This window comes from Micromonospora sp. NPDC003944, from assembly GCF_053605225.1.
This window is the reverse complement of the sequence record NZ_JBSGIV010000047.1, coordinates 1-22,047: the sequence shown is the minus strand read 5'-3', so window position 1 is coordinate 22,047 and position 22,047 is coordinate 1. Positions and strand designations below refer to the sequence as shown.

The 22,047-nt window shown below is 71.1% G+C and carries 29 protein-coding genes; 17 read left to right on the top strand and 12 right to left on the bottom strand.

The features are described from left to right. Positions 1–165 precede the first annotated feature (165 nt). Entirely contained in the window at positions 166–939 is a 774-nt protein-coding gene (locus tag ACWER9_RS22195; RefSeq protein WP_452303644.1) for a peptidoglycan DD-metalloendopeptidase family protein, read from the top strand. Between the two features lie 251 nt (positions 940–1,190). Here the strand turns inward: ACWER9_RS22195 and ACWER9_RS22190 are convergent, their stop codons facing one another. From ACWER9_RS22190 to ACWER9_RS22175, 4 genes are read right to left on the bottom strand one after another with little or no spacing between them, the layout of a single operon-like run. Next, positions 1,191–1,334, bottom strand: a complete 144-nt coding sequence (locus ACWER9_RS22190; protein WP_007464364.1) for a GPGG-motif small membrane protein — start codon at positions 1,332–1,334, stop codon at positions 1,191–1,193. Beyond that, positions 1,325–2,101, bottom strand: coding sequence for a metallophosphoesterase family protein (locus tag ACWER9_RS22185; RefSeq protein WP_452303643.1), 777 nt, complete (start codon positions 2,099–2,101; stop codon positions 1,325–1,327). The genes ACWER9_RS22190 and ACWER9_RS22185 overlap by 10 nt, the downstream gene beginning before the upstream one ends. A gap of 10 nt (positions 2,102–2,111) precedes the next feature. Beyond that, positions 2,112–2,387: a hypothetical protein gene (locus ACWER9_RS22180; protein WP_357357659.1), complete on the bottom strand. Its 276-nt coding sequence runs from the start codon at positions 2,385–2,387 to the stop codon at positions 2,112–2,114. Next, positions 2,384–2,968: a nucleotidyltransferase gene (locus ACWER9_RS22175; RefSeq protein WP_452303642.1), complete on the bottom strand. Its 585-nt coding sequence runs from the start codon at positions 2,966–2,968 to the stop codon at positions 2,384–2,386. The genes ACWER9_RS22180 and ACWER9_RS22175 overlap by 4 nt, the downstream gene beginning before the upstream one ends. A gap of 182 nt (positions 2,969–3,150) precedes the next feature. On the opposite strand from ACWER9_RS22175, the gene ACWER9_RS22170 reads away from it, so the two are divergent. Further along, positions 3,151–3,819: a thymidylate kinase gene (locus ACWER9_RS22170; protein ID WP_452303674.1), complete on the top strand. Its 669-nt coding sequence runs from the start codon at positions 3,151–3,153 to the stop codon at positions 3,817–3,819. Here ACWER9_RS22170 and ACWER9_RS22165 read toward each other — a convergent pair. After that, positions 3,804–4,496: an SDR family NAD(P)-dependent oxidoreductase gene (locus ACWER9_RS22165; protein ID WP_452303641.1), complete on the bottom strand. Its 693-nt coding sequence runs from the start codon at positions 4,494–4,496 to the stop codon at positions 3,804–3,806. The two genes, ACWER9_RS22170 and ACWER9_RS22165, sit on opposite strands and share 16 nt — an antisense overlap. 304 nt (positions 4,497–4,800) lie before the next feature. Between ACWER9_RS22165 and ACWER9_RS22160 the strand changes: the two genes are divergently transcribed. From ACWER9_RS22160 to ACWER9_RS22145, 4 genes are all read left to right on the top strand, one after another. Continuing rightward, positions 4,801–5,817 (top strand): NAD-dependent epimerase/dehydratase family protein, encoded by a 1,017-nt coding sequence (locus ACWER9_RS22160; protein WP_452303640.1) that lies wholly within the window; start codon positions 4,801–4,803, stop codon positions 5,815–5,817. A 75-nt stretch (positions 5,818–5,892) separates the two neighbouring features. Further along, entirely contained in the window at positions 5,893–6,807 is a 915-nt protein-coding gene (locus tag ACWER9_RS22155; protein ID WP_452303639.1) for a MurR/RpiR family transcriptional regulator, read from the top strand. Continuing rightward, entirely contained in the window at positions 6,804–7,745 is a 942-nt protein-coding gene (gene murQ / locus ACWER9_RS22150; protein WP_452303638.1) for an N-acetylmuramic acid 6-phosphate etherase, read from the top strand. Before ACWER9_RS22155 ends, murQ begins: the two co-directional genes overlap by 4 nt. A 383-nt stretch (positions 7,746–8,128) precedes the next feature. After that, a complete protein-coding gene (locus ACWER9_RS22145; protein ID WP_452303637.1) occupies positions 8,129–9,118 on the top strand; it encodes a sigma-70 family RNA polymerase sigma factor in 990 nt (329 codons plus the stop codon). A 72-nt stretch (positions 9,119–9,190) separates the two neighbouring features. On the opposite strand, the gene ACWER9_RS22140 is transcribed toward ACWER9_RS22145, so the two are convergent. Next, on the bottom strand, positions 9,191–10,168 hold the full coding sequence (locus ACWER9_RS22140; protein WP_452303636.1) for an NlpC/P60 family protein: 978 nt from the start codon (positions 10,166–10,168) through the stop codon (positions 9,191–9,193). A 502-nt stretch (positions 10,169–10,670) separates the two neighbouring features. Here ACWER9_RS22140 and ACWER9_RS22135 point away from each other — a divergent pair. Next, positions 10,671–11,192 carry a DUF6232 family protein gene (locus ACWER9_RS22135; protein ID WP_452303635.1) on the top strand — a complete coding sequence of 174 codons (522 nt, stop codon included), beginning with the start codon at positions 10,671–10,673 and terminating at the stop codon, positions 11,190–11,192. Positions 11,193–11,250: 58 nt separating this feature from the next. On the opposite strand, the gene ACWER9_RS22130 is transcribed toward ACWER9_RS22135, so the two are convergent. Together ACWER9_RS22130 and ACWER9_RS22125 are read right to left on the bottom strand one after the other, a co-directional pair. Beyond that, a complete protein-coding gene (locus ACWER9_RS22130; protein WP_452303634.1) occupies positions 11,251–11,580 on the bottom strand; it encodes a DUF3817 domain-containing protein in 330 nt (109 codons plus the stop codon). Positions 11,581–11,605: 25 nt separating this feature from the next. Then, complete coding sequence (locus ACWER9_RS22125) at positions 11,606–12,028, bottom strand: hypothetical protein (RefSeq protein WP_452303633.1); 423 nt, start codon at positions 12,026–12,028, stop codon at positions 11,606–11,608. A 130-nt stretch (positions 12,029–12,158) separates the two neighbouring features. Here ACWER9_RS22125 and ACWER9_RS22120 point away from each other — a divergent pair, with 130 nt between their 5' ends. Genes ACWER9_RS22120 through ACWER9_RS22110 form a run of 3 tightly spaced genes read left to right on the top strand, consistent with a single transcriptional unit; the run spans position 12,159 to position 13,433 of the window. After that, the gene (locus ACWER9_RS22120; RefSeq protein ID WP_452303673.1) at positions 12,159–12,500 is read left to right on the top strand and encodes a DUF6158 family protein; all 342 of its coding nucleotides are present in this window, start codon (positions 12,159–12,161) and stop codon (positions 12,498–12,500) included. After that, the gene (locus ACWER9_RS22115) at positions 12,500–12,838 is read left to right on the top strand and encodes an SRPBCC family protein (protein ID WP_452303632.1); all 339 of its coding nucleotides are present in this window, start codon (positions 12,500–12,502) and stop codon (positions 12,836–12,838) included. Before ACWER9_RS22120 ends, ACWER9_RS22115 begins: the two co-directional genes overlap by 1 nt. A 55-nt stretch (positions 12,839–12,893) precedes the next feature. Then, positions 12,894–13,433 carry a DUF1360 domain-containing protein gene (locus ACWER9_RS22110; RefSeq protein ID WP_452303631.1) on the top strand — a complete coding sequence of 180 codons (540 nt, stop codon included), beginning with the start codon at positions 12,894–12,896 and terminating at the stop codon, positions 13,431–13,433. Positions 13,434–13,499: 66 nt separating this feature from the next. On the opposite strand, the gene ACWER9_RS22105 is transcribed toward ACWER9_RS22110, so the two are convergent. From ACWER9_RS22105 to ACWER9_RS22095, 3 genes are all read right to left on the bottom strand, one after another. Then, positions 13,500–13,694, bottom strand: coding sequence for a hypothetical protein (locus tag ACWER9_RS22105; RefSeq protein ID WP_452303630.1), 195 nt, complete (start codon positions 13,692–13,694; stop codon positions 13,500–13,502). A 24-nt stretch (positions 13,695–13,718) separates the two neighbouring features. Next, complete coding sequence (locus ACWER9_RS22100) at positions 13,719–13,952, bottom strand: hypothetical protein (RefSeq protein ID WP_452303672.1); 234 nt, start codon at positions 13,950–13,952, stop codon at positions 13,719–13,721. Between the two features lie 387 nt (positions 13,953–14,339). Continuing rightward, positions 14,340–15,434, bottom strand: a complete 1,095-nt coding sequence (locus ACWER9_RS22095; protein WP_452303629.1) for a 3-deoxy-7-phosphoheptulonate synthase — start codon at positions 15,432–15,434, stop codon at positions 14,340–14,342. 273 nt (positions 15,435–15,707) lie between these two features. Here ACWER9_RS22095 and ACWER9_RS22090 point away from each other — a divergent pair, with 273 nt between their 5' ends. Next, positions 15,708–15,923 (top strand): hypothetical protein, encoded by a 216-nt coding sequence (locus ACWER9_RS22090; RefSeq protein WP_452303628.1) that lies wholly within the window; start codon positions 15,708–15,710, stop codon positions 15,921–15,923. On the opposite strand, the gene ACWER9_RS22085 is transcribed toward ACWER9_RS22090, so the two are convergent. After that, positions 15,890–16,141 carry a hypothetical protein gene (locus ACWER9_RS22085; RefSeq protein ID WP_452303627.1) on the bottom strand — a complete coding sequence of 84 codons (252 nt, stop codon included), beginning with the start codon at positions 16,139–16,141 and terminating at the stop codon, positions 15,890–15,892. The two genes, ACWER9_RS22090 and ACWER9_RS22085, sit on opposite strands and share 34 nt — an antisense overlap. 33 nt (positions 16,142–16,174) lie before the next feature. Between ACWER9_RS22085 and ACWER9_RS22080 the strand changes: the two genes are divergently transcribed. The 6 genes from ACWER9_RS22080 to ACWER9_RS22055 all read left to right on the top strand — a co-directional run bounded on the left by ACWER9_RS22080 (position 16,175) and on the right by ACWER9_RS22055 (position 21,917). Next, positions 16,175–17,464 carry a M16 family metallopeptidase gene (locus ACWER9_RS22080; RefSeq protein ID WP_452303626.1) on the top strand — a complete coding sequence of 430 codons (1,290 nt, stop codon included), beginning with the start codon at positions 16,175–16,177 and terminating at the stop codon, positions 17,462–17,464. Beyond that, a complete protein-coding gene (locus tag ACWER9_RS22075; protein ID WP_452303625.1) occupies positions 17,461–18,798 on the top strand; it encodes a M16 family metallopeptidase in 1,338 nt (445 codons plus the stop codon). Before ACWER9_RS22080 ends, ACWER9_RS22075 begins: the two co-directional genes overlap by 4 nt. Before the next feature lie 175 nt (positions 18,799–18,973). Then, positions 18,974–19,999, top strand: coding sequence for an aspartate-semialdehyde dehydrogenase (locus tag ACWER9_RS22070; protein WP_452303624.1), 1,026 nt, complete (start codon positions 18,974–18,976; stop codon positions 19,997–19,999). A 137-nt stretch (positions 20,000–20,136) separates the two neighbouring features. Next, the gene (locus tag ACWER9_RS22065) at positions 20,137–20,577 is read left to right on the top strand and encodes a PPOX class F420-dependent oxidoreductase (protein ID WP_452303671.1); all 441 of its coding nucleotides are present in this window, start codon (positions 20,137–20,139) and stop codon (positions 20,575–20,577) included. Positions 20,578–20,719: 142 nt separating this feature from the next. Further along, on the top strand, positions 20,720–21,424 hold the full coding sequence (locus tag ACWER9_RS22060; RefSeq protein WP_452303623.1) for a TMEM175 family protein: 705 nt from the start codon (positions 20,720–20,722) through the stop codon (positions 21,422–21,424). 76 nt (positions 21,425–21,500) lie between these two features. Beyond that, complete coding sequence (locus ACWER9_RS22055) at positions 21,501–21,917, top strand: CBS domain-containing protein (RefSeq protein WP_030333361.1); 417 nt, start codon at positions 21,501–21,503, stop codon at positions 21,915–21,917. The last annotated feature ends 130 nt before the right edge of the window (positions 21,918–22,047 follow it).

Genomic DNA, 22,047 nt, shown 5'->3' with positions numbered 1-22,047 from the left:
CGGCCCGGTCCACCCCCTGTCAGACACGAGCGAGTAACAATCCGGAAACCTGCGAGCTGCCTGGTGGGCGCGCTCCCGGGACATGCTGGGGACTCTTTCGAAGATTGACGATATCTGTCAGGCTGAGCACACCGGATCGAAGGTTTTCGACATAGGAGGAGCTGTATGCGAAAGCGGTGGATCAGCCTGCTGGTGACGGGTCTCTTCGTCGGGGGAGCGCTGGCGCCGGCGAGCCCCGCGCTGGCCGCACCGACCTTCAAGGTGCCGTTCCCGTGCGGCCAGTCCTGGTCCGGGCAGACCCGGTCGGACCACAGCCCGGCGTACGCCGTCGACTTCAACCGCACCGACGACCTCGGCGACCCGGTGGTGGCCAGCGCGCCCGGCACCGTCGACCGGGTGACCGACCTGGGCGGCACCAGCTACGGCAAATATGTCCGAATCAACCACGGGGGCGGTTACAGCACTTATTACGCGCACCTCAACGGCTTCAACGTCTCGGTCGGGCAGACGGTCGGGTACGGCAAGGTGCTCGGCTGGGTCGGCAGCACCGGCGGCTCGACCGGCCCGCACCTGCACTACGAGCAGCGCCTCAACGGTGCCGACATCCAGGTCCGCTTCAACGGCACTCTCGGCCTGTACTGGGGCACCAAGAGCTACACAAGTGACAACGGGTGCTCCTCGGGCAGCGGCAACGGCACCGTCGACACCAGCGGAACCCCGCTGACCGTGCGCTCCGGCCCCGGCACCGGGTACGCCTCGGTGGGCACCGTCGCCGACGGCACCCGGGTGACGATCGCCTGTCAGACCAGTGGCACCACGGTCACCGGCACGTACGGCACCAGCTCGATCTGGGACCGGATCGGCTCCGGCCGCTACATTGCCGACGCGTACGTGTACACCGGCTCCGACGGGTACATCCCCGGCGTGCCCCGCTGCTGACCCGGCAACTGCCACGGTCCCCGGCGGGCACCGCCGCCGGGGACCTGTCGGTCAGGAGTTCAGCCGCCAGATCGACAGGTGCCACGGGGCCCAGTCCCGAGATATCTCCATGGTCGAGATATTTCCGCACACTCACCGCCCAAACCCAGGCACACAAAGCGCCGGGATCGCCGCGGCCGGTGCTCCTGTCGGGAGGACGAAGCTCCGGTCGCGGCGACCCCGGCGGGTCCCGGTGTTTTCGGCTGCGAACGCTAATTGAAGATGCTGACACCACCCGGGCCGACCAACAGCCCGACGACGATGAGGACGATGCCCCACAGGATCTGCCGGCGGAACAGCGCGAGGATGCCGGCGACCACGAGTACGACTGCGAGAATCCAGAGAATCAGCTCCATGACCTCTGACTACCCGACTGGCCGATCGGGGAAACCTGGTCCGTGTCGAGTTGATCGCCGACGTGGAAGACGCTGTACGCCTGCTTGATCACCGGGTGCGCGACGTTGCGTACGCGTACCCCTCCGGGGGTCGTGCCGCGCTCGGTGCCGGCGTGCGCGTGCCCGTGCACGGCCAGCGCCGTCGGCGCCGAGTCGATCGCCTGGCCCAGTTGGTACGACCCCAGGAACGGGTAGATCTCCAGCGGCTCTCCGGCAAGCGTGTCCGGGACCGGTGAGTAGTGGGTGAGCGCGACGAGCATGTCGCAGTCGAGTGAGCGCAGGGCCGCGCCGAGACTGTCCGCGCTCTCGGTGGTGGTGCGCACGAAGGCCTTCATCTCCGGCTCGCCGAAGTCACTCGCGCACCGCCCGGCGAACCCGCCGCCGAAGCCCTTGACGCCGGCGATGCCGAGACGGCCGCCCGCGCAGTCGAGCACGACACCGTTGCCCTCGAGCACGGTGATGCCCGCGTCTTCGAGCACCTTGACCACCTGCGGCACCTGGTCACACTGGTGGTCGTGGTTGCCCAGCACGGTCACCACCGGCACGGCCAACCCACCGAACTCCTCCGCCACGCAGCGCGCCTCGGCCTCGGTGCCGTGCCGGGTCAGGTCGCCGGCCAGCAGCAGCACGTCGGCGCACTCCGGCAGCTCCTCCAACGCCGGTCGGAACCGGCCGACCACGTCCTCGTCCAGATGCACGTCGCCCACTGCGGCGATGCGGATCACCATGGAACCTCCCTCAGGGCAGTTGCTCGATCTGCGTGGGCGCCTGGGCGCGAATCACCCCGATGTCGCTGGTGACCGGAACGTCCGGGAAACGCTCGGACACCAGACGCAGGATCTCCTCCCGCCGGTGCGCGCTCTCCACCTCGCCGTAGAGCACGAGGGCGCGTTCCCGCCGAACCACGGTGATCCCCTGTTCGGCGACGGCGGGGTCCTCGACGAGCAACCGTTGGATCTCCGCCTCGACGTACTCGTCCGGTGGCCCGGTGTCGATGTCGCGATGGTGGGTCACGATGTCCCCTCTCCTGGCTGGGTGCCGGCGGCCGGCACCACCTCCAGCCGATCCAGCAGCACCAGGAACGCCTCGGCGTACGGCGAGTGCTGCGTCTCCTTGCGTACCCGTTCCCAGTCGATCTGCTCCCGCAGCGAGCGGGCCAGCGGCAGGCCACGGGCGAAGTCGCAGTAGTGCTGCGAGAAGCTGAGCAGTTTGTGCACCATCAGCTGGGTGGCGGACAGCACCGGCATGTGGATGGCGTCCACCGGCCGGACGACCGTGTCGGCGAACGTCTCCTCGGTCACCGGCGTCTCGATCGGCCGGTGGATCAGGTCCACCATCCGGCCGTCGTCGAAGACCTTCACCAGCCAGTCCTCGGGCGGGCGCTCGGCGACGAAGCCGGCGGCCACCAGAGCCTCCAGCGCCTCGTCCACGTCGGTCTCCCGGATCAGGAAGTCGACGTCGTGGTCGCTGGAGTGGCCCCCGTGGGCGTAGACGGCGAAGCTGCCGCCCAGGGCGAACGGAATCTCGGACTGCTTGAGCACGGCGGCGACCTTCTTGAGGGTGTGCACCAGACTCTCGTCCCCGCGCTCAGCCATCTGGTTCTCCCGTCGTCGTGTTGGTGGACCGGCGGTTGGATTTCCAACTCCGGTACCCGGCATTCCGGTCGTCCACACCTGCGGGTGTCGCGCTCGGGCGTCAACAGGGATGAAACACCACGAACCTCGCGGAGGAAGTGCGGCGGTCGGATAACCTGTGGAGAGTGGCCAGACCATCGGGGATGCGACGACGCAAGGCCCGATTGCGCACCGTCGCCCTGATCGGCATCGACGGTTCGGGCAAGACCACTCAGGCACACCGGCTGGCCGACGCGCTTACCGCCGCCGGGCGCCCCGCCATGTACCGCCGCAACGCCAGCGGCCGTCGCTGGCTCGGCCGGCTCGCCAACCGGCTCGGCCGGCCGGACGCGCAACGGCTCGTCGGGCGCGACGGCGTACTCGCGGTGGAGTCGGTGCTGCGCTGGCTGGCCATCGCGGTCGCCCTGGTCAGCTGCCTGCTCACCGGCCGGACAGCGGTGATGGACCGCTACTCGGCCTGCCAGTACGCGAGCATCAGGGCGAACGGCGGGCAGCGGTGGGAGCGGCTCGCCCGGGCCGGCTACCGGCTGTTCCCGACGCCGCAGGTGACCTTCCTGCTCGCCGTCGACCCGGCGGAGGCGTACCGGCGCATCGAGGAACGCGGCACCGACCACGAGACGATGGGGTGGCTGACCGCCGCCGACACCGCCTACCGGACCCTGCCCGAGTACCCCAGCTTCGTGCTCGTGGACGCGGGCCGCCCGGCCGAGGAGGTGACCGAGCAGATCCAGGCGCACCTGGAGACCTGGCTGCCGCCGTCCCCGCCACCCGGTGACGACCTCGGCCCGGTGGTGGCTCAGGCCCGCCCGTAGACCGGCACGGTGGCTCCACTTGTCGGGGCGGACTCGGGCGACGCGAGGAACCGGATCACCGGCGCGATCTCCTCCGGGGTCACCCACCGGGAGTGGTCGGCGTCGGGCTGGGCGGCCCGGTTCGCCGGGGTGTCGATGACGCTTGGCAGCACCGTGTTGCAGCGCACGTGCTGCGGTCGGTACTCCACCGCGACCGCGTTGGCGAAGGCCAGCACCGCCGCCTTGGCCGTCGAGTAGCCGGCCGCGCCGCGGAACGGGGCGACCGCCGCGCGGGCCGAGACGCAGACCACCGCGCCGCCGCCGGACGCCACCAGGTGCGGCAACGCGGCCCGGGTGACCAGGTAGGTCGGTCGCAGGTTGACGGTGAGCATCCGCTCGAACTCCTCGACCGGGGTCTCGTGCACCAGCCCGCCGCTGGCGTACCCCCCGGCGAGGTTGACCACCGCGCGCAGTGGCGCCGCCGGTTCCCCGACGGCGGCCTCGACCGCCTGCGCCGCGCCCGCCGGTTCGGCCAGGTCCGCGACGACCCGGACCACGCCGGCCGCCGCCGGCTCCGACCCGGGCCGGGCCTTCCGTTCGGGTACGACCACCCGCCAGCCCGCCTCGACGAACGCGGTGACGACCGCCCCGCCAAGCCCGCCGGAACCCCCGGTCACCAACACGCTCCGCTCCACCATGCGCCTCACGCTAATACCCCTACCGTCCACCGCGCCGACCAGCGCTCGTGGTCGGTGGTCGGCGGGAGCCCGCGCTCGGGGTCCATCGCCGCGAGAACTCCCCTTTGCTCTGCACCCGCCGAAGCGACAGTCACGCTCGGTGCACGGGGGGCGGTAGGTGGTGCGCATACGGGTGCAGAGCAAAGGGATGTTCGGGAGAGTGTGGGGCAGCACGGGGACGCGGGAGCGGCGGGGTTTCTTGATCGCGGTCTGCCGTGGGCAGATTGGTTGGGTTCTTGGGGCGTCGGGGGCGCAGGATCGGCGGATGAAGATCCTCATTCTCGGTGGCACTCGGTTTCTCGGTCGGGCCACGGCGCACCTCGCCGTCGAGCAGGGGCACGACGTGACCTGCGCGGCCCGGGGCGTGTCCGGCGCGGTGCCGGCCGGGGCGCGCTTCGTGGCAGCCGACCGCGACGATCCGCAGGCGCTCGTCCCGCTCGCCGCCGAGGGCTTCGACGCGGTGGTCGACGTGACCCGCCAGATCAGCCACGCCCGGCACGCGCTCGCCGCCCTCGCCGACCATGTCGGCCACTGGTCGTTCGTCTCGACGGTCTCGGTGTACGCGGACCACACCACCCCGGGCCAGACCGCCGCGGACGCGCCGTTGCTGGAGCCGGCCCCGGCGGACGTGGACGGTCCGGTCGGCCCGGACCACCGCTGGTACGGCGAGTGCAAGGTGAGCATCGAGGAGTTGGTCCGGGAGCGGGTCGGCGTGGACCGTTCGTTCATCTGCCGAGCGGGGCTGATCGTCGGCGCCGAGGACCCGAGCGACCGTTTCCCGTACTGGGTGCGGCGGCTCTCGGCCGGTGGCGAGGTGCTGGCCCCCGGACACTCGACCGACCGGGTGCAGTTCGTGGACGTCGCCGACCTGGCGCGGTGGCTGTTGCACGCCGCCGGCGCCCGGCTGGGCGGCACGTACGACGGCAGCGGTCCGGCGATGTCCCGGGCCGACCTGCTGGCCGGGGTGGCCGCCGGGCTGGGCGTCGCCGATCCGGTCCTCACCTGGGTCGATCAGGAGTTCCTGTTGTCCCAGGACGTGCACGAGTGGTCGGGGGAGCGGGCGCTGCCGCTCTGGGTGCGACTGCCGGAGACCGGTGGCCTGATGGACAGGGACGTCAGGCCGGCCCTGGACGCCGGGCTGACGATCCGGCCGCTTGCCGACACCGTTCGGGCGACCGCGTCCTGGATGGCCGCGCACCCGGCGGCCGTCCGGCATGGTGGACTCGACCCGGCGGATGAGGCGGTGATCCTGGGGAGGTGGCAGGCTGTGCGGGACCGGTGATCCCGGCGATCGAAGTTTCCCCCACCTCGGACAGTCATAGTTGACGCTCACGCTTGGTGAAAGTAAGTTTCATCCGTGGCGAAGAGTCCGAAGATTTCTGCGAGTCACGAGCCCGGTGGACTGATCGTCCACATCAGCGGGCTGTTGCCGTCGCTGTCGCCCGCCGAGCAGCGGGTCGCCCGGCTGGTCGTCTCCGACCCGGCGGCTGCCGCTCGGCGGACAATCACCGACCTCGCCACCGCAGCCGAGACATCCGAGGCGACAGTCATCCGGTTCTGCCGCTCGGTGGGCATGGACGGCTACCCCCAGCTGCGCATCCGCCTCGCCGCCGAGGCCGCCCGACGGATCGAGCCACCGGACGCCCGGGTGGTCGGTGGCGACATTCCGCCCGGTGCCGACCTCGCCCAGATCATCGCCACCATCGCGTTCAACGACGCCCGTGCCGTCGAGGAGACCGCCGAGCAACTCGACCCTGCCGTCTGCGAGCAGGTGGTCGAGGCGATCAGCGGTGCCGGTCGGATCGACATCTACGGCGCCGGTGCCAGCGGGTTCGTCGCCTCGGACTTCCAGCAGAAGCTGCACCGCATCGGCCGGATCGCCTTCTACTTCCCGGACGTGCACACCGCGCTGACCTCGGCCGCCCTCCTCGGGCGGGGTGACGTGGCCATCGGCATCTCGCACACCGGCACCACCTCCGACGTGATCGAGGTGCTGGAGCAGGCCCGGAGCCGCGGTGCCGCGACCGTGGCGCTGACCAACTTCCCGCGCTCGCCGATCACCGACGTGGCGGACTTCGTGTTGACCACGGCGGCCCGGGAGACCACCTACCGTTCCGGCGCCACGGCCAGCCGACTGGCCCAGCTCACAGTCGTCGACTGCCTCTTCGTCGGCGTGGCCGCCCGCAACCGGGCCCGCGCCCGCAAGGCCCTGGAGGCGACCGCCGAGGCGGTCCAGTCGCACCGGGTGGGTGCCAACCGGAGGCGGGCATGACGGCGGGTGCGGAGATGCCCGCACCGCCCGCTCGCCCGACGGTCCGGGTGGGCGCCCCCACCGAACGGCGTAACCCGCTCAGCGTCGACCTGGACCTGATGTCGACCCGGGACGTGCTCACCGTGATCAACGAGGCTGACCGGCGGGTGCCGGCGGCGGTCGCCGCGGTGCTCGACGAGATCGCCACCACCGTCGACCTGGCGGTCGCGGCGCTGCGCGGCGGTCACCGGGTGCACTACTTCGGGGCCGGCACCTCCGGCCGGCTGGGCGTGCTCGACGCGGCCGAACTGGCCCCCACCTTCAACTCGCCCCGACACTGGTTCTGCGCACACCTCGCGGGCGGCCCGGACGCCATGTGGCGGGCCGTAGAGGACGCCGAGGACGACGACCGGGGCGGCGCGGTCGAAGCGGCGAGTTGTGTACGTACGGGTGACCTGGTGGTCGGTCTGGCGGCCAGCGGACGCACGCCGTACGTCCTCGGGGCGCTTGGCGCAGCCCGCGGCAAGGGCGCATCGACGGTGCTGCTCTGCGCCAATCCAGAAGCGGAGGCCGCCCGGTCGGTCGACGTGTTCATCGGGGTGGACACCGGACCCGAGGTGGTCACCGGGTCGACCCGGATGAAGGCGGGCACCGCACAGAAGTTGGTGCTCAACACGTTCTCGACCGCCGTCATGGTGCGCCTGGGTCGGGTCTACTCGAACCTCATGATCGACATGGTGGCCACCAACGCGAAGCTTCGGGGACGAATGATCTCGATCCTGGTCGAGGCGACCGGATGCTCGGAGGAACTCTCCCGGCAGGCCCTCACCGAGGCCGACGGCGACCTGAAGACGGCCCTCGTCTCGCTCGTCTCGGGTGCCGAGATCGACGCCGCCCGGGCCGCGCTGGCCCGCTCGGCCGACCAGGTGCGCGGCGCCCTCGCCCTGCTGGCCTCCTGACGCCCGTTACTCACCCCGGGAAGCGAACGGGGTCTCGGATTGTTCAACTGGCCCGGGGGTAATAACACCCCCGTGGATGAACCGACCGGTCCAGCGGCGCGTATCTGGCAGTGACCAGAATCGCATCGTGGTGGTGACCCGGGTCGCTGTGCCCCCACGGCGGGCGGTGTTGCCATGGTGTGCGGTGACCCGTACGTGGTGCCCAGTGGCGAGCCACCCGATGGGGTGCTGACAGCAAACATGGACCGTGCTCTCAGCTACTACTCAGGCATTCGTGACACTTTCGACTCACGACGAGGAATCCCCGACACGTCTCATCTGTTGTGTAGGTGTCAGCACCGATGGGCACAGCAGAAGTTACCAGGGGCTGACAGGTGTGGGGAATGGCAAGGAACCGGGCAACCGGCGCGAGCGAGGGGACCGTGGGCAACGTGGACAAGAACATCGGCATGCGAACCGACGAGGTTGCCGAGGAGCGCGACCTGGTCGGCGTCTACCTGCACGAGATCTCTCGGACGCCACTGCTGGACGCCGCCAAGGAGGTCGATCTCTCCAAGGCGATCGAGGTCGGCCTCTACGCCGAGCACCTGCTCGGTGAGGAAGCCGTTCCCGCCGGTGTCGACCGGGCCGACCTGGAGTGGCTGGTCGTCGAGGGGGAGCGGGCGAAGGACCTCTTCATCCGCGCGAACCTCCGACTGGTCGTGTCGATCGCCCGACGCTACGTGCGCTCGGGGATGCCCATGCTGGACCTGATCCAGGAGGGCAACACCGGCCTCGTCCGGGCGGTCGAGAAGTTCGACTACGAGCGCGGCTACAAGTTCTCCACCTACGCGACCTGGTGGATCCGGCAGGCGATCAGCCGGGCCATCGCCCAGCAGGAGCGCACCGTCCGCCTGCCGGTGCACCTGGTGGAGGACGTCAACCGGATGCGCAACGTGGCGCGTCAACTGACCCGTGAGCTGGGCAGCGACCCGGAGCCGGAGCAGATCGCCACCGCCCTCGGGGTCACCGTCGAACGGGTGAACGAGCTGCGCCGCTGGTCGCAGGACACCGTTTCGCTCGACACCCCGGTCGGGGACGACGGCGACACGAACCTCGGTGACCTGGTCGCCGACAGTGACGCCCCGTCGCCGGAGGACATCGTCCTGAGCGGCTTGGAGCGGCAGCGCATCGAGGGGCTGCTCAACCACCTCGACGACAGGTCCGCCGGCATCATGCGGGCCCGCTACGGGCTGGAGGACGGCCGGGAGCACTCGCTCACCGAGGTCGCGTCCCGGTTCTCGCTGTCCCGTGAGCGGATTCGGCAGCTCGAGATCCAGGCCCTCGGCCGGCTCCGCGAGCTGGCCCGGGCGGAGGGGCTGCAGGCAGCCTGAGCTGGTAGTAATGACGGCGAACGGCCGGCGTCCGATAGGGGGACGCCGGCCGTTCGCCGTTTCCGCACCGGGTCAGCGGACCCGACCGTAACCCTGGATGGACATCATGTTCATGCCGCGCTTGAGCACGTTGCGACCGGCGCTTGGGGCGTCGATCACCTGACCGTCGCCCACGTAGAGGGCGACGTGCCCGAGCCCGCTGTAGAAGACCAGGTCGCCGGGGCGTAGGTCGCCCCGCCCGATGTGGGCGACCGCGCTCCACTGCATCCGGGTGTTGTGTGGCAGGGACCTCCCGGCCGCCCGCCAGGCCGCCGAGGTCAGCCCCGAACAGTCGTAGCCGTTCGGCCCGTCGGCTGCCCAGACGTACGGCTTGCCGATCGCGCCGAACGCGTAGCGAACCGCCGTGCCGGCAGCACCGGACACGGCGGGCACGTTCTTCGCCTCCGTCGACGCCGCCTTGGGCGCGGGTCGCTCGGTGGCGGCCCCGTACGCCTGCCGGCGCAGCTCGTACAGCTTGGCCAGGTCCTGCTCGATCTGCTTCTTGCCCGCCGCGAGCTGGCGAGCCTGCGCGGCCTGCCGGCGCAGGGTGGCGTCCAGGCGGGTCTTCTCGTCCAGCAGCCGCTGCTGGTTGGCCGTGAAGCCGGAGATGCGCTCCTGCCGCTGGCGGGTCAACTGCTCGATCGTGCCGAGACGGTCGAGCAGCGCTGCCGAGCCGCCGGGACGCAGCAGGGCGTCCGCGGTGCGCAGGCCGCCACTCTTGTACGCGGTGGAGGCAAGCTCTGCCACATCGGCCCGGCTCTGCTCGACCTGCTGTTCCAGCGGGCCGATACGGGCCTGTAATCGGGCCGCCGCGGCCTCGTTCGTCTTGATCTCCTCACGAAGTTTGTTGTACGACTCCACGACCCGTTCCAACTCGGCCGAGGACGTCTCGATCCGGCGGGTCAGGTCGGCGGGGGACGGCTCGGCCTGGGCCGCCGCCGTCGGGGCGATCAGCGCGGCCGACATTCCGACCAGCGCCACGGTACGCAGCAGATTTCTCAGGGATGACAAGAGCGGAAGGCCCCTCTCCCACGGGCCGTCGGGGCTGCTGACGCCCTCGACGACACCGGCCGGGGCCATCCGGGCGGACGGCACTGGGCCGGACCGGCTCGCCCAACCTAACCCGGGACGGATGTCGCTCGCAGTTGAAGCAGGGGCGAAAGTTGGGAGAGTTGCCCGCTGTGCACCTGAGCCGGGTGGCGTCATCGTGGCTGATGACACCTCCGAATGCGGGGGACATAGTCCCTTTCGCGAGCTGCTGACGGATATACGACTTTCGTTGTTCCGGGCATATGCCGCCGGATTACTGGCCGCCATAACCGATAAAAGCTGAAATGGATGCTGTTTCTCGGCGATGTCACCGGGTCGTGGCGAGCTGTCGGGAGCCCGTAAATGCCCAGGTCGACTGGCGGTGCCGCAACACAATGAAGTCCGGAGCCGGGAATCCCGTCGACAGGTAGCGAGAAGCGTCACCGACGGGCGCCTCGGCCAACCGTCCCCTGCGGGAGGAACCGTGAATCGTGAAGGCGCAAAGACGCGACCGCCGCGAACGGTGCCGGGTGCCCGGCCGACCCTGCTGTACGCGCGGCCCGGGATCATCGTGACCGTCGACAGGTTCACCGTCGGTCGGACCAGTTACCGAGTCGCTGACCTGACCCACCTACGTACCACCCGGGGCCCGCACGACCGGATCGCCGTGCGGGCCGTCGTCATCACCGCCAGCATGCTCGGCGGTGTCGGGGTGCTCCTCGGCTTCACCGGCGGCCTACAGCGCCTCACCGCCGAGGCGTACCTGATCCTCGGCGCGGTGTTCCTGCTCCCGGCCGCCCTCGCCCTGGTCGGCGACCGTTGGCGCCCACCGCCGCACGAGCTGTGGGGGTGGTACCGAGGGGCGGAGGTGCTGCTGTTCAGCGCCGACGACGAACGACAGTTCGGCCAGGTCACCCGGGCTCTGCTGCGGGCCCGGGAGGTCAACCGCTACGGCGGTTGGGTCGACCCGACCGCCTCGGCGGAGCCGTGGCGGCCCAACCGTTGATCCGGCGGTCGGTGGACCGGCGCCGGGTCGGCGTCGGCCCGCCGGCCGTTCAGCAAGCTCAGGGGGCGACCGGCTCCGGCGCCCGTTCGGCCTGCGGTGCGGCCACCCAGGCGCTGACCCGGCGCTCGGCGTAGAACGAGACGAACGGCACGGTGCCGGCAAGCATCACCAGCAGCATCCGCTTCAACGGCCAGTCGGCTCGCCGGCTCAGGTCGAAGGCGGCCACCAGGTAGATCATGTAGAGGAAGCCGTGCGCCGGCCCGATCGTCTCCACCACGACCGGGTTGTCGAACGCGTACTTCAGGGGCATGCCGATCACGACAAGCAGGATCAGCACCACGCCCACGATCCAGGCGATCACGCGGTACCGGGTAAGGGCAGCGCCCACCGTCGTCCGTCCTTCCGAGCCCGGCTCAGCCGGGATAGTCACCGGGCCGGGCGCCCGGATTGGCGTTCAACCATGACAGGTAGTGGTTGTAGGCGGCCAGGTCGGTGTCCTCGACGACATCGCCGCTGGCCGGCACCCGAGCCACCCGCACCGGTCGGCGTACCGCCGGTCGGGACCCGGTGGTGACCTCCGGCGCCGGCTCGACGACCGGATCCTCGGGCGGCGCGTCGGCCTCCACCGAACGGCGGCGGGCCAGCTTCACCTCACGCCACCAGACGTAGACCACGAAGCCGGCGAAGATCGGCCACTCGACCGCGTACCCCCAGCTCAGGCTGTTGCCGGCGGTGGCCCGGCTGATCTGCCACCAGCCCAGCCCGAGGAAACCCACGACCAGCACGACCATGGCCACGTGACGCGCGATCCACGCCGGGGTCCAGAGCCGCCTCATGGCATCGAGGGTACCGGGAGCGCCGCCGGTCTCCGACACCGTGTCGTAGTTGTCGCCCGTCGCCGTGGTTTGGCGACGCGGCGCCTGGGCAATCGTCTAGATGCCAGCCCAAACGAGATCAAGGGGGGCGATCATGACCGGATCGGTACGCGAGGACGGCTTCGCGTCCAGCGGTAGCGCGGAGACGAGCCCGGAGCAGCGGGTGCCCGAGTGGGGCGGCGACCAGGTCGCCGACCCGGCCGGCGCTCCCGGTCTCGACGGCGACCTGCTCGGCATCGACCCGACGGAGCTGACCGACGAGGACCTGATCCGCGAGATGCACAGCCTGCACCGCACCCGCCTGGACACCCTGCGGCACGCGGCGGACTCCGCACTCGCCAACCACCTGCGGCGCACGGCCGAGTTGGAGACCGAGTACCTGGCCCGCCACCCGGGTCGCGAGGTCGATCCCAGCCGCCTGCGGGACGCGTGATGCCGGCGCGCGCCGTGCGCGGCATGTCCGCGCCACCCGAGGTGGTCTTCAGCACGGCCACCGACCCCGACCGCGCCTCGGCCTGGCTGCCGGAGCCGCTGCGCGGCGACGGCAGCCCCGCCGCGGAGATCAGCGGTGAGGAGTTGCGCGCCCGCTGGGGCGACGGAGACGCCGACGACTGGTCTGCCGAGCTGCGGGTCGAGCCGGCGGACTCCGGCGGCGCCCGGATCCAGCTCGACCTGGCCGACGGATCGGGCGGACCCGGCCCGGACCAACTGGCCGACGAGGCGCTCACCAACCTGGCACGCGAGGTCGCCGACAACCTCCAGGCCGGCTGAGTCGACTTTGCGGGACGCCGCTCCCGCACCACCACGACACACGTGAGGAGATCGGGTGAGCAACACTGGCCTGCGGCAGAAGGCCGCCCGGCTGCGCCGGGCGTACGCGCCGCACGAACATCGGCCGCTGGGCGGCTACCTGGCGGCGATGGGCGCCTACGCCGGGGTGACCGGGGCTCTCGCCGGTCTGGTCAAGGCGACCGGCCGGCCGGTTCCGGAGCGTCCCGCCCCATCCGACGTGGTGTTGCTCTCCATCGCCACCCACAAGCTGAGCCGGCTGTTGTCGAAGGACGCGGTGACCAGCCCGCTGCGGGCGCCGTTCACCCGATACGACCGGCCGATCGGCAGCGGCGAGGTGATGGAGCAGGTCCGCGACTCGGGCAGCCCGACCCGGCACGCCATCGGCGAGCTGCTGAGCTGTCCGTTCTGCCTGGCGGTCTGGGTGGCCACCGGGCTGACCGGTGGTCTGGTGCTCGCGCCCCGACTCACCCGCCTGGTGGCCACCGCGCTGACGGCGGTGGCCGCGTCGGACTTCCTCCAGATGGCGTACGCGACGGCGCAGCAGGCCGCCGAGGGTGGCCACGACGACGACTGACAACGGGTGGACGCGACGCGCGGAAGGGGGCCGGCATCAAGCCGGCCCCCTTTCTTGTCGTACGCCTCAGCGCTGCATGCCGGACCAACCGTGTGGGGACTCCGGTTCCCGTTCGTCCTCGTCCGCCCCGGTGATGATGTCCCGGTCCACCGCCGTCTTGTCGTGCTCGTTGGCGAAGTCCGGCTCCGGCGTGGTGTCCCTGCCCTTCGGGGGCTGACCCAGCGCCGGCACCTTCTCGTCGTGGTCCTCGTGGTGCGACATTGTCGGTGTCCCTTCTGCGGTCGCTCAGCCGACCGAACCGCCCAGCAGGTCGCTGGCCTCGTCGACCGCGTACTCACCCTCGGGGAGCGCGTCGATGCGGGCGAGCAGCTCCGGCGGGAGTTCGGCGGCCACGGCCTGGCGGTAGATCTCCGCCTGCTCGACCCGCTCCTGCCCGCGGAAGATGCCGTCGAGCAGGTCGTCGAGTGCCCGGGTGTCCGGCTCGTCGGCCTGTGGTGAGTCGTCGGTCACGTCGATCAGCTACCCGGGGCGGAATCGGTCAAACGTCACCCCGACGGCAGGCCTGCCCTCATGGTCGATTGCCGCGAGAACTCCCCTTTGCTCTGCACCCGCCGAAGCGACGGTCAGGTTCGGTGAAGGGCGGCGGTAGGTGGTGCGCATACGGGTGCAGAGCAAAGGGAGGTTCGGGGGAGTGAGGGGGTAGCGGGGGTGGCAGCACGCCGAATCCAGCCAGCGCTGCCTGAGTACAGACAGCGCCGCCCCCGGCCTTGTGAGCCGGGGGCGGCGCTGGTGTCGGTGTGCAGGTCGCCTCTCGGCGAGTGGCGCTACGCGGCTCCTGCCGAACGGTATTCCGCGAAGGCTATTGAGCCTGCGTGTCGGCGGTCACAGCCTCAGGCGGCGGGGCCGTCACACCGTCGACGGCAGGGTGGCCCGGCGGGACCGCACGGCCGAGGCGAGGTGGTCGAGCACCTCGGCGGTCTCGTCCCAGCCGAGGCAGGCGTCGGTGACCGAGCGGCCGTACTCCAGCTCCCGGGTCGGGTCGAGCTCCTGTCGGCCGGGCAGCAGGAACGACTCCAGCATCACGCCGGTGATGCCACGCTGGCCGGCGGCCAGTTGGGCGGCCACGTCCGCGGCGACCAACGGCTGGTTGCGGTGGTCCTTGCCGCTGTTGGCGTGACTGGCGTCGATCACCAGCCGCTCCGGAAGGTCGGCCGCGCGGAGCAGGTCCAGCGCCCCGGCGACCGAGTCGGCGTCGTAGTTGGGCCGGCCGCCCCCGCCGCGCAGCACCAGGTGCCCGTCGGTGTTGCCCCGGGTGTGCATGATCGCCGGGGTGCCGGAGAAGTCGATACCGGGGAAGACGTGCGGCACCCCGGCGGCGCGGATCGCGTCCACGGCCGTGCCGATGCTGCCGTCCGGGCGGTTCTTCATGCCGATCGGCATGGACAGGCCGGAGGCGAGCTGGCGGTGCACCTGGCTCTCCACCGTGCGGGCACCGATCGCGCCCCACGCCACCGTGTCCGCGATGTACTGCGGGGTGATCGGGTCGAGGAACTCGCAACCCACCGGCAGACCGAGACGCAGTACGTCGAGCAGAAGCGACCGGGCCAGCCGCAGACCGGTGTTGACGTCCCCGCTGCCGTCCAGGCCCGGATCGTTGATCAGGCCCTTCCAGCCGACCGTGGAGCGGGGCTTCTCGAAGTAGACCCGCATGACGATCAGCAGGTCGTCGGCCAGCCGGTCGGCCGCCGTCCGAAGACGTTGCGCGTAGTCGAGGGCGGCGGCCGGATCATGCACCGAGCAGGGGCCGACCACGACCAGCAGGCGGTCGTCCTCGCGGTCCAGTACGCGACCGACCGCACGGCGGCCGGTCAACACGGCCGACGCGAGCGGGGCGTCCAGGGGTAACTCGTGGTGCAGCAGGGCGGGCGTGGTCAGCGGCACGACACGGTCGATCCGTTGATCGCTGACCCGATCGGTCTCCGGGGTCGTCACGGTGGGCATCCTTCCGCCGACCGTGCCCGGGGCCGGTGCCCGGGACGAGCCGGCTGCTCGTACGCAAAAGGGCAGGAACGACAGCTCCTGCCCAGCCGGCTCGGTCCGTGGTGACGTCAGTTCATGGTGAAGTCACCGGCGTGCGAGCCGGCTGCCTAAACCATCGATAGGAACGCGTCACCGGGCCAGCGTACCCGACTCGGCGGCGCCGCCCGGGCGGTCGTCCCAAGATGCGGTGCGAACGTCGCGTGGCGCAGGTGCGCTCTGGGTAACAGGGCTGCCATGACTGTTGAGCAGAGCGATCAGGACCGGGTGGAGTCGCGCGCCCACCTTCTGCCCGAGGAGGCGGCGGTGGGCAGCGACGACCCGCAGGCGCAGGCGGAGGCCATTCTCGCCGAGTCGGACATGCGGACCGACGACCAGAACGCCGCCCCGGACACGGTGCTGGAACGTCGTACCTCGGATCAGACCGTGGTCGCGGTCGAGCCGCCGGACTGAGCGCTCGCCCCGCGCGCCCGGCGCGACCCCCGGTAGGTCTGGTCACGCAGCCAGGCCAGCGGACCTGCCACCCGCAGTTCGGGTGGCAGGTTGCGTACCGGGTCGAAGGCGAGCACCAGGCGGGGGTGTCCGTCCGGATGCAGTAACCGGCCACGGCGCAGCCGGCCGAGGGCGACGCCGATGCGGTCGGGTCGGCTCGCCGACCGACCGCACGTCACCTTTCCGTCCCCGAGATCGGATAGCGTCGGGGCATGCCCGACAGCGGTTACCCCTGGCCCATTCAGACGTCCCGACTGGACAACGGCCTGCGTGTGGTGGTGAGTGAGGACCGCACCGCGCCCGCCGTGGCCGTCAACCTCTGGTACGACGTCGGCTCCCGGCACGAGCCGGCTGGCCAGACCGGCTTCGCCCACCTCTTCGAACACCTGATGTTCGAGGGCTCGGTCAACGTGGCGAAGACCGAACACATGAAGCTGATCCAGGGCTCCGGTGGCTCGCTCAACGCTACGACCAACCCGGACCGGACCAACTACTTCGAGACGGTCCCGGCCGAACACCTGGAGTTGGCGCTCTGGTTGGAGGCCGACCGGATGGGCGGCCTGGTCCCCGCTCTCACCCAGGAGACGCTTGACAACCAGCGGGACGTGGTGAAGAACGAACGCCGCCAGCGCTACGAGAACGTGCCCTACGGCGATGCCTGGCTGCGGTTGCTGCCGCTGCTCTACCCACCGGGGCACCCCTACCACCACGCCACGATCGGCTCGATGGCCGACCTGAACGCCGCCGACCTCGCCACCTTCCAGGCGTTCCACCAGACCTACTACGCGCCGAACAACGCGGTGCTCACCGTGGTCGGCGACGCCACCGCCTCCGACGTGTTCGCGCTCGCCGACAAGTACTTCGGCGCGCTGCCCGCCCGCGACGACATCCCGCAGGCACCGGACGGCCGCAGCGTCGCCGCCACCGGGCAGACCGCGGTCGAGTCGGTGAGCGCCGACGTGCCGGCGCCGCGGGTGTACATCGCCCACCGCAGCTACCCGTTCGGCGGCCCCGGCTACAACGTGATCACCGTGCTCGCCACCATCCTCGGCAGCGGCCGGGGAAGCCGGCTCTACCAGCGGCTCGCCGACGGCGAGAGGATCGCGCAGCCGGATCTGGTCGGGGCGTACGGGGTGGATCTCGCACACGCCCCGGCACCGCTTATCGCCACCGCCACCGCCCGCCCCGGAGTGAGCGCCGAGCGGCTGGCCGAAGGGCTGGCCGCGGTCGTCGACGAGTTGGCCACCGTGCCGGTCACCGCCGCCGAACTGGATCGGGCCAAGGCGTTGCTCAGCACCGGCTGGTGGCGTCAACTGTCCACCGTCGACGGTCGTGCGGACCTGCTCGGCCGGTACACCACGCAGTTCGGTGACCCGGCCCGGATCGCCGACCAGTTGCCGGCCCTGCTCGCGGTCACCGCTGAGCAGATCGCCGAGGCCGCCGCCGACGTGCTCGCCACCGACCGGGTGATCCTGACCTACCTGCCCGAGGAGACCTCATGACGCTGATCGCCGACCGTCCCGGCCCGGGTGCCGCCCGCCCGTACCGGTTCCCGCCGGTGGTCCGCCGCGCCGTGGCCGGTGGTCAGGTCGTCGCCGCGCACCTGCCGGGGCAGAACCTCGCGGTGGCCCTGCTGCTGCTCGACGTGGGCGCGGGCCAGGAGCCGGTCGGCAAGGAGGGCCTCTCCGGTGTGCTGGCCAAGGCGTTGGAGGAGGGGACCGCTCAGCGGGACGCCGCCGCGTACGCGCTCGCCGTCGAAGGGCTCGGCACCGCCCTGTCCACGGGTCTGGACTGGGACTCGTTCCAGGCCAGCGTGGTGATCCCGGTGGACCGGCTGAGTGCGGCCGTGGAGTTGCTCGCCGAGGCGGTCCGGACACCCCGGCTCGACCCCGCAGACGTACGCCGGGTCCGCGACGACGAGGCGACCGCGCTCCGCATGGACTGGGCCAACCCCGGGCCGCGCGCCGACGCCGCGCTGCGCGCCGACCTGTTCGGGGCGCAGAACCGCTGGGGGCGGCCGATGCACGGTGACCCGGAGTCGGTGGCCGGGTTGGACGTGGAGGACGTGACGGTCTTCCACTCCGAGTGGTTCCTGCGCCCCGGCACCCTGATCGTCGCCGGTGACCTGGACCGAATCGACCTGGACGCCCTGGCCGCCGCGGCGTTCGCCGGCACCGGTGGCGGCCCCGCCGAGCGGGGTGGCCCCCTTGACGTGCCGCTGCACGACGGTCGACGGATCATCCTGGTGGACCGGCCCGGCTCGGTGCAGTCCACGCTGCGGCTGGGCCACCCGTCAGCACACCGGGCGCACCCCGACTACGTGCCGATGACGCTTGCCGGCACGGTGCTCGGTGGGGCGTTCACGTCCCGGCTCAACCACCTGCTGCGCGAGGTGCACGGCTACACGTACGGCATCCGGGGTGAGTTCGCCGCTTCGCGGCGCTTCGGCCGGTTCGCGGTCAGCTCCGGCGTGCAGACCGCGGTCACCGCGCCGGCCCTGGTCGAGGCGGTGGGTGAGATCACCCGTACCCAGGCCAGCGGGGTGACCGAGGAGGAGCTGGAGGTGGCCCGTTCCTGGCGGGCCGGGCAGCTCTCGGTCGAGTTGCAGAGCCCTCGGGCGATCGCCTCCGCGCTGACCACCCTGGTGGTGCACGGCCTGCCGGACGACTACCACGCGCGGTTGCGGGAGTCGCTGCTCTCCGCCGACGTGGACCAGGTCTCCGCGGCGGCAGCTACCCACCTGCACCCGGAAGCCCTCACCCTGGTCATCGAGGGCGACGCCGCAGTGATCCGCGACGACCTGGAGTCCACAGCCCTAGGAACCCTGCTGTCCTGACCCACCCCCGGCACCGTTGCGCTCGATCATGAAGTTGTTGTCACTCGGCACGGCGTGTCGTGGCAACAACTTCATGATCAACGCCAAGGAGGGGGTGGGCGTTGGGTGTGAGGTGGGGCTCGGGGGGTGGGAAAGGGGTCCCGGTTTCGGCTGTGGGGTCGGTAGCCTCGCGGGCATGAGGATCGGCATTGTGGGGGCCACCGGCCAGGTCGGTGGCGTGATGCGGCAGGTGCTGGCGGAGCGGGAGTTCCCAGCGGAGCAGGTGCGGTTGTTCGCCTCGGCGCGGTCCGCCGGGCGCACGCTCCCGTGGCGCGACGGCGAGGTCACCGTCGAGGACGCCGCTACCGCGGACTACTCCGAGCTGGACATCGTGCTCTTCTCGGCTGGTAAGGGCACCGCCCGCGAGTTGGCGCCACGGGTCGCCGAGGCGGGCGCCGTGGTCATCGACAACTCGTCGGCGTTCCGGATGGACCCGCAGGTGCCGCTCGTGGTCGCCGAGGTCAACCCGCAGGCCGCCCTGGACCGGCCGAAGGGCATCATCGCCAACCCCAACTGCACCACGATGGCCGCGATGCCGGTGCTGCGCCCGCTGCACGCCGAGGCGGGCCTGGTCGGCCTGGTCGTCTCCACCTACCAGGCGGTCTCCGGTGCCGGGCTGGCCGGTGTCGCCGAGCTGGACGAGCAGGTCCGCAAGGTGGCCGAGCACGCCTCCGGGCTGGCCTTCGACGGGTCGGCCGTGGAGTTTCCCGCGCCGCGCTCGTTCGCCCAGCCGATCGCCTTCAACGTCCTCCCGCTGGCCGGTTCGATCGTCGACGACGGCTCGTTCGAGACCGACGAGGAGCAGAAGCTCCGCAACGAGAGCCGCAAGATCCTGGACATCCCCGACCTGTTGGTCTCCGGCACCTGCGTCCGGGTGCCGGTCTTCACCGGGCACTCGCTCCAGATCAACGCCCGGTTCGCCCGGCCACTCACCCCGCAGCGCGCCCACGAACTGCTGGCCGACGCGCCCGGGGTGGCACTCACCGACGTCCCGACGCCCTTGCAGGCCGCCGGCCAGGACCCGACCTACGTGGGCCGGATCCGTGTCGACGAGACCGTGGAGCACGGGCTGGCCCTGTTCTGCTCCAACGACAACCTGCGCAAGGGCGCCGCACTCAACGCGGTGCAACTCGCCGAGCTGGTCGCCGCCGAGCGCCGCTGACCGGCGCCCCTCACCTGAGCCACCGAGCCCTCGCCGTCCGCCGGCGGGGGCTCGGTGGCATTGCGGGTGGTCGCCCGCGACGGCCGGCAGGTCGTGCTTGGATGGGCTGGAGACGATCGTCCAACCTGGAGGACACCATGCCGGATGACCGCACCCAACAGGCGTTGACCGATCTGGTGGCCGGCCGCTCGATGGGGGTGCTCGCCACCATCAAGCGGGACGGGCGTCCGCAGCTGTCCACGGTGCTCTACTCCTTCGACCGGGACGCCGGGCTGATCCGGGTCTCGGTCACCGACGGCCGCGCCAAGACCGCCAACCTGCGCCGCGACCCGCGCGCCAGCTTCCACGTCAGCAGCGACGACGGCTGGGCGTACGCGGTGGTCGAGGGCCGCGCCGAGCTGACTCCGCCGTCCGGCCAGGTCGGCGACGACACGGTCGAGGAGTTGGTGGCGCTCTACCGGGCGCTGAGCGGCGAACACCCCGACTGGGACGAGTACCGCCAGGCCATGGTCGACGAGGGGCGGATCGTGCTCCGCCTGCACGTCGAGCGCATCTACGGCATGCCGCCCCGAGGCTGACCCACGCAGAGCCGGCCCCCGCTCCACCGCGTCCAGCCTCGGAAGGCGGGACCGACGCGGGTCCGGGTGTGTCGGTGGTCGGCGGGTATACGCCCTCCCGTGCCTGCTTCGCCGTCGCGGGCCAGCCGGGAGGGGATCCGGGATGGGCGCCGACCAGGGCAGCGACGACGCCGGCACGAGCAGCGACGGAGGTCGCCCCGGCGGCCCGAGCCTGCGACGGGAGACCTCCCGGCTGCTGTCGTTCAGCGACGGGGTCTTCGCCATCGTCATCACGCTGCTGGTGCTCGACCTGCAACCACCCCACGTCGGCCGGGGTCAGTTGCTGCACGCGCTTGTCGAGCAGTGGCCGGCGTACCTCGCCTACGTCACGTCGTACGTCAACGTGGCGGTGGGTTGGCTCAACCACCGAGCCACCTTCAACCGGGTGGAGAGCAGCGGAAAGGCCCTGCAGTGGTACAACCTCGCGGTCCTGTTCAGCACCGCGCTGCTGCCGTTCGCCACCTCGGTCGTCTCGCACGCGATGCAGCAGGGTGACCAGGCGGACCAGCGGGCCGGTGTGGCCCTCTACGGCCTGGTCGGTGTGCTGGTCTCCGGGAGTTGGCTGGGTCTGTACCACTACCTGTCCCGGCATCACGATCTGCTGGACCAGACCGTTCCGCGTCGGTTCTTCCCCACCGAACGGACGCGGGCCGCGGTCGGCATCCTGGGCTACGCGGCGGCGGTCCTGGTCGGATTCCTGCTCAGCCCGCTCATCGCGTTGGTGGTCTTCCTGGTGCTGCCGACCTTCTACAACCTGACCAGCAGCGGGTTCTACGAGCTGCGACGGCTGCGACACCCGCACGGATAGCCCGGCGGGCCAGTCGGCGTTACCCCGTCCCGGACGGCGGGTAGACGGGCCGTGCCGACACCGAGAGGGGAGCACCATGACAACGGTCGGAGAGTTCATGACGACCCGGTTGGTGACGATGGACGGCAACGACACGCTGATCGCCGCCGCGCAGGAGATGCGGGACAGCGCGATCGGCGATGTGGTGGTGACCGACGGCGACAGTGTGGTCGGCATCGTCACGGACCGGGACATCACGGTCCGAGGTGTCGCGGAGAACATGGACCCGGGCTCGACCCGGTTGAACCAGATCACCACTCGCGACGTGATCACGGTGAGTCAGTACGACGATGCCGTGGCCGCCGCGGACCTGATGCGGACGTACGCCGTACGCCGACTCCCGGTGATCGACGACGGGCGTCTGGTCGGTCTGGTCTCGATGGGTGACCTCGCGGTCGAACGCGAACCGCAGTCGGTCCTGGCCGACATCAGCGCCGACGACCCGAACAACTGACCCGTCCGCCGCGGCGCGCGCCGGCCCTCCCCCCCCGGGGGGGGGGCGGGGGGGGGCCCCCGCCCCCCCCCGGGTGAAGCTGTGGAGGCTACACCACAGAAAACAACTCACACCCCAAGATATATATGTT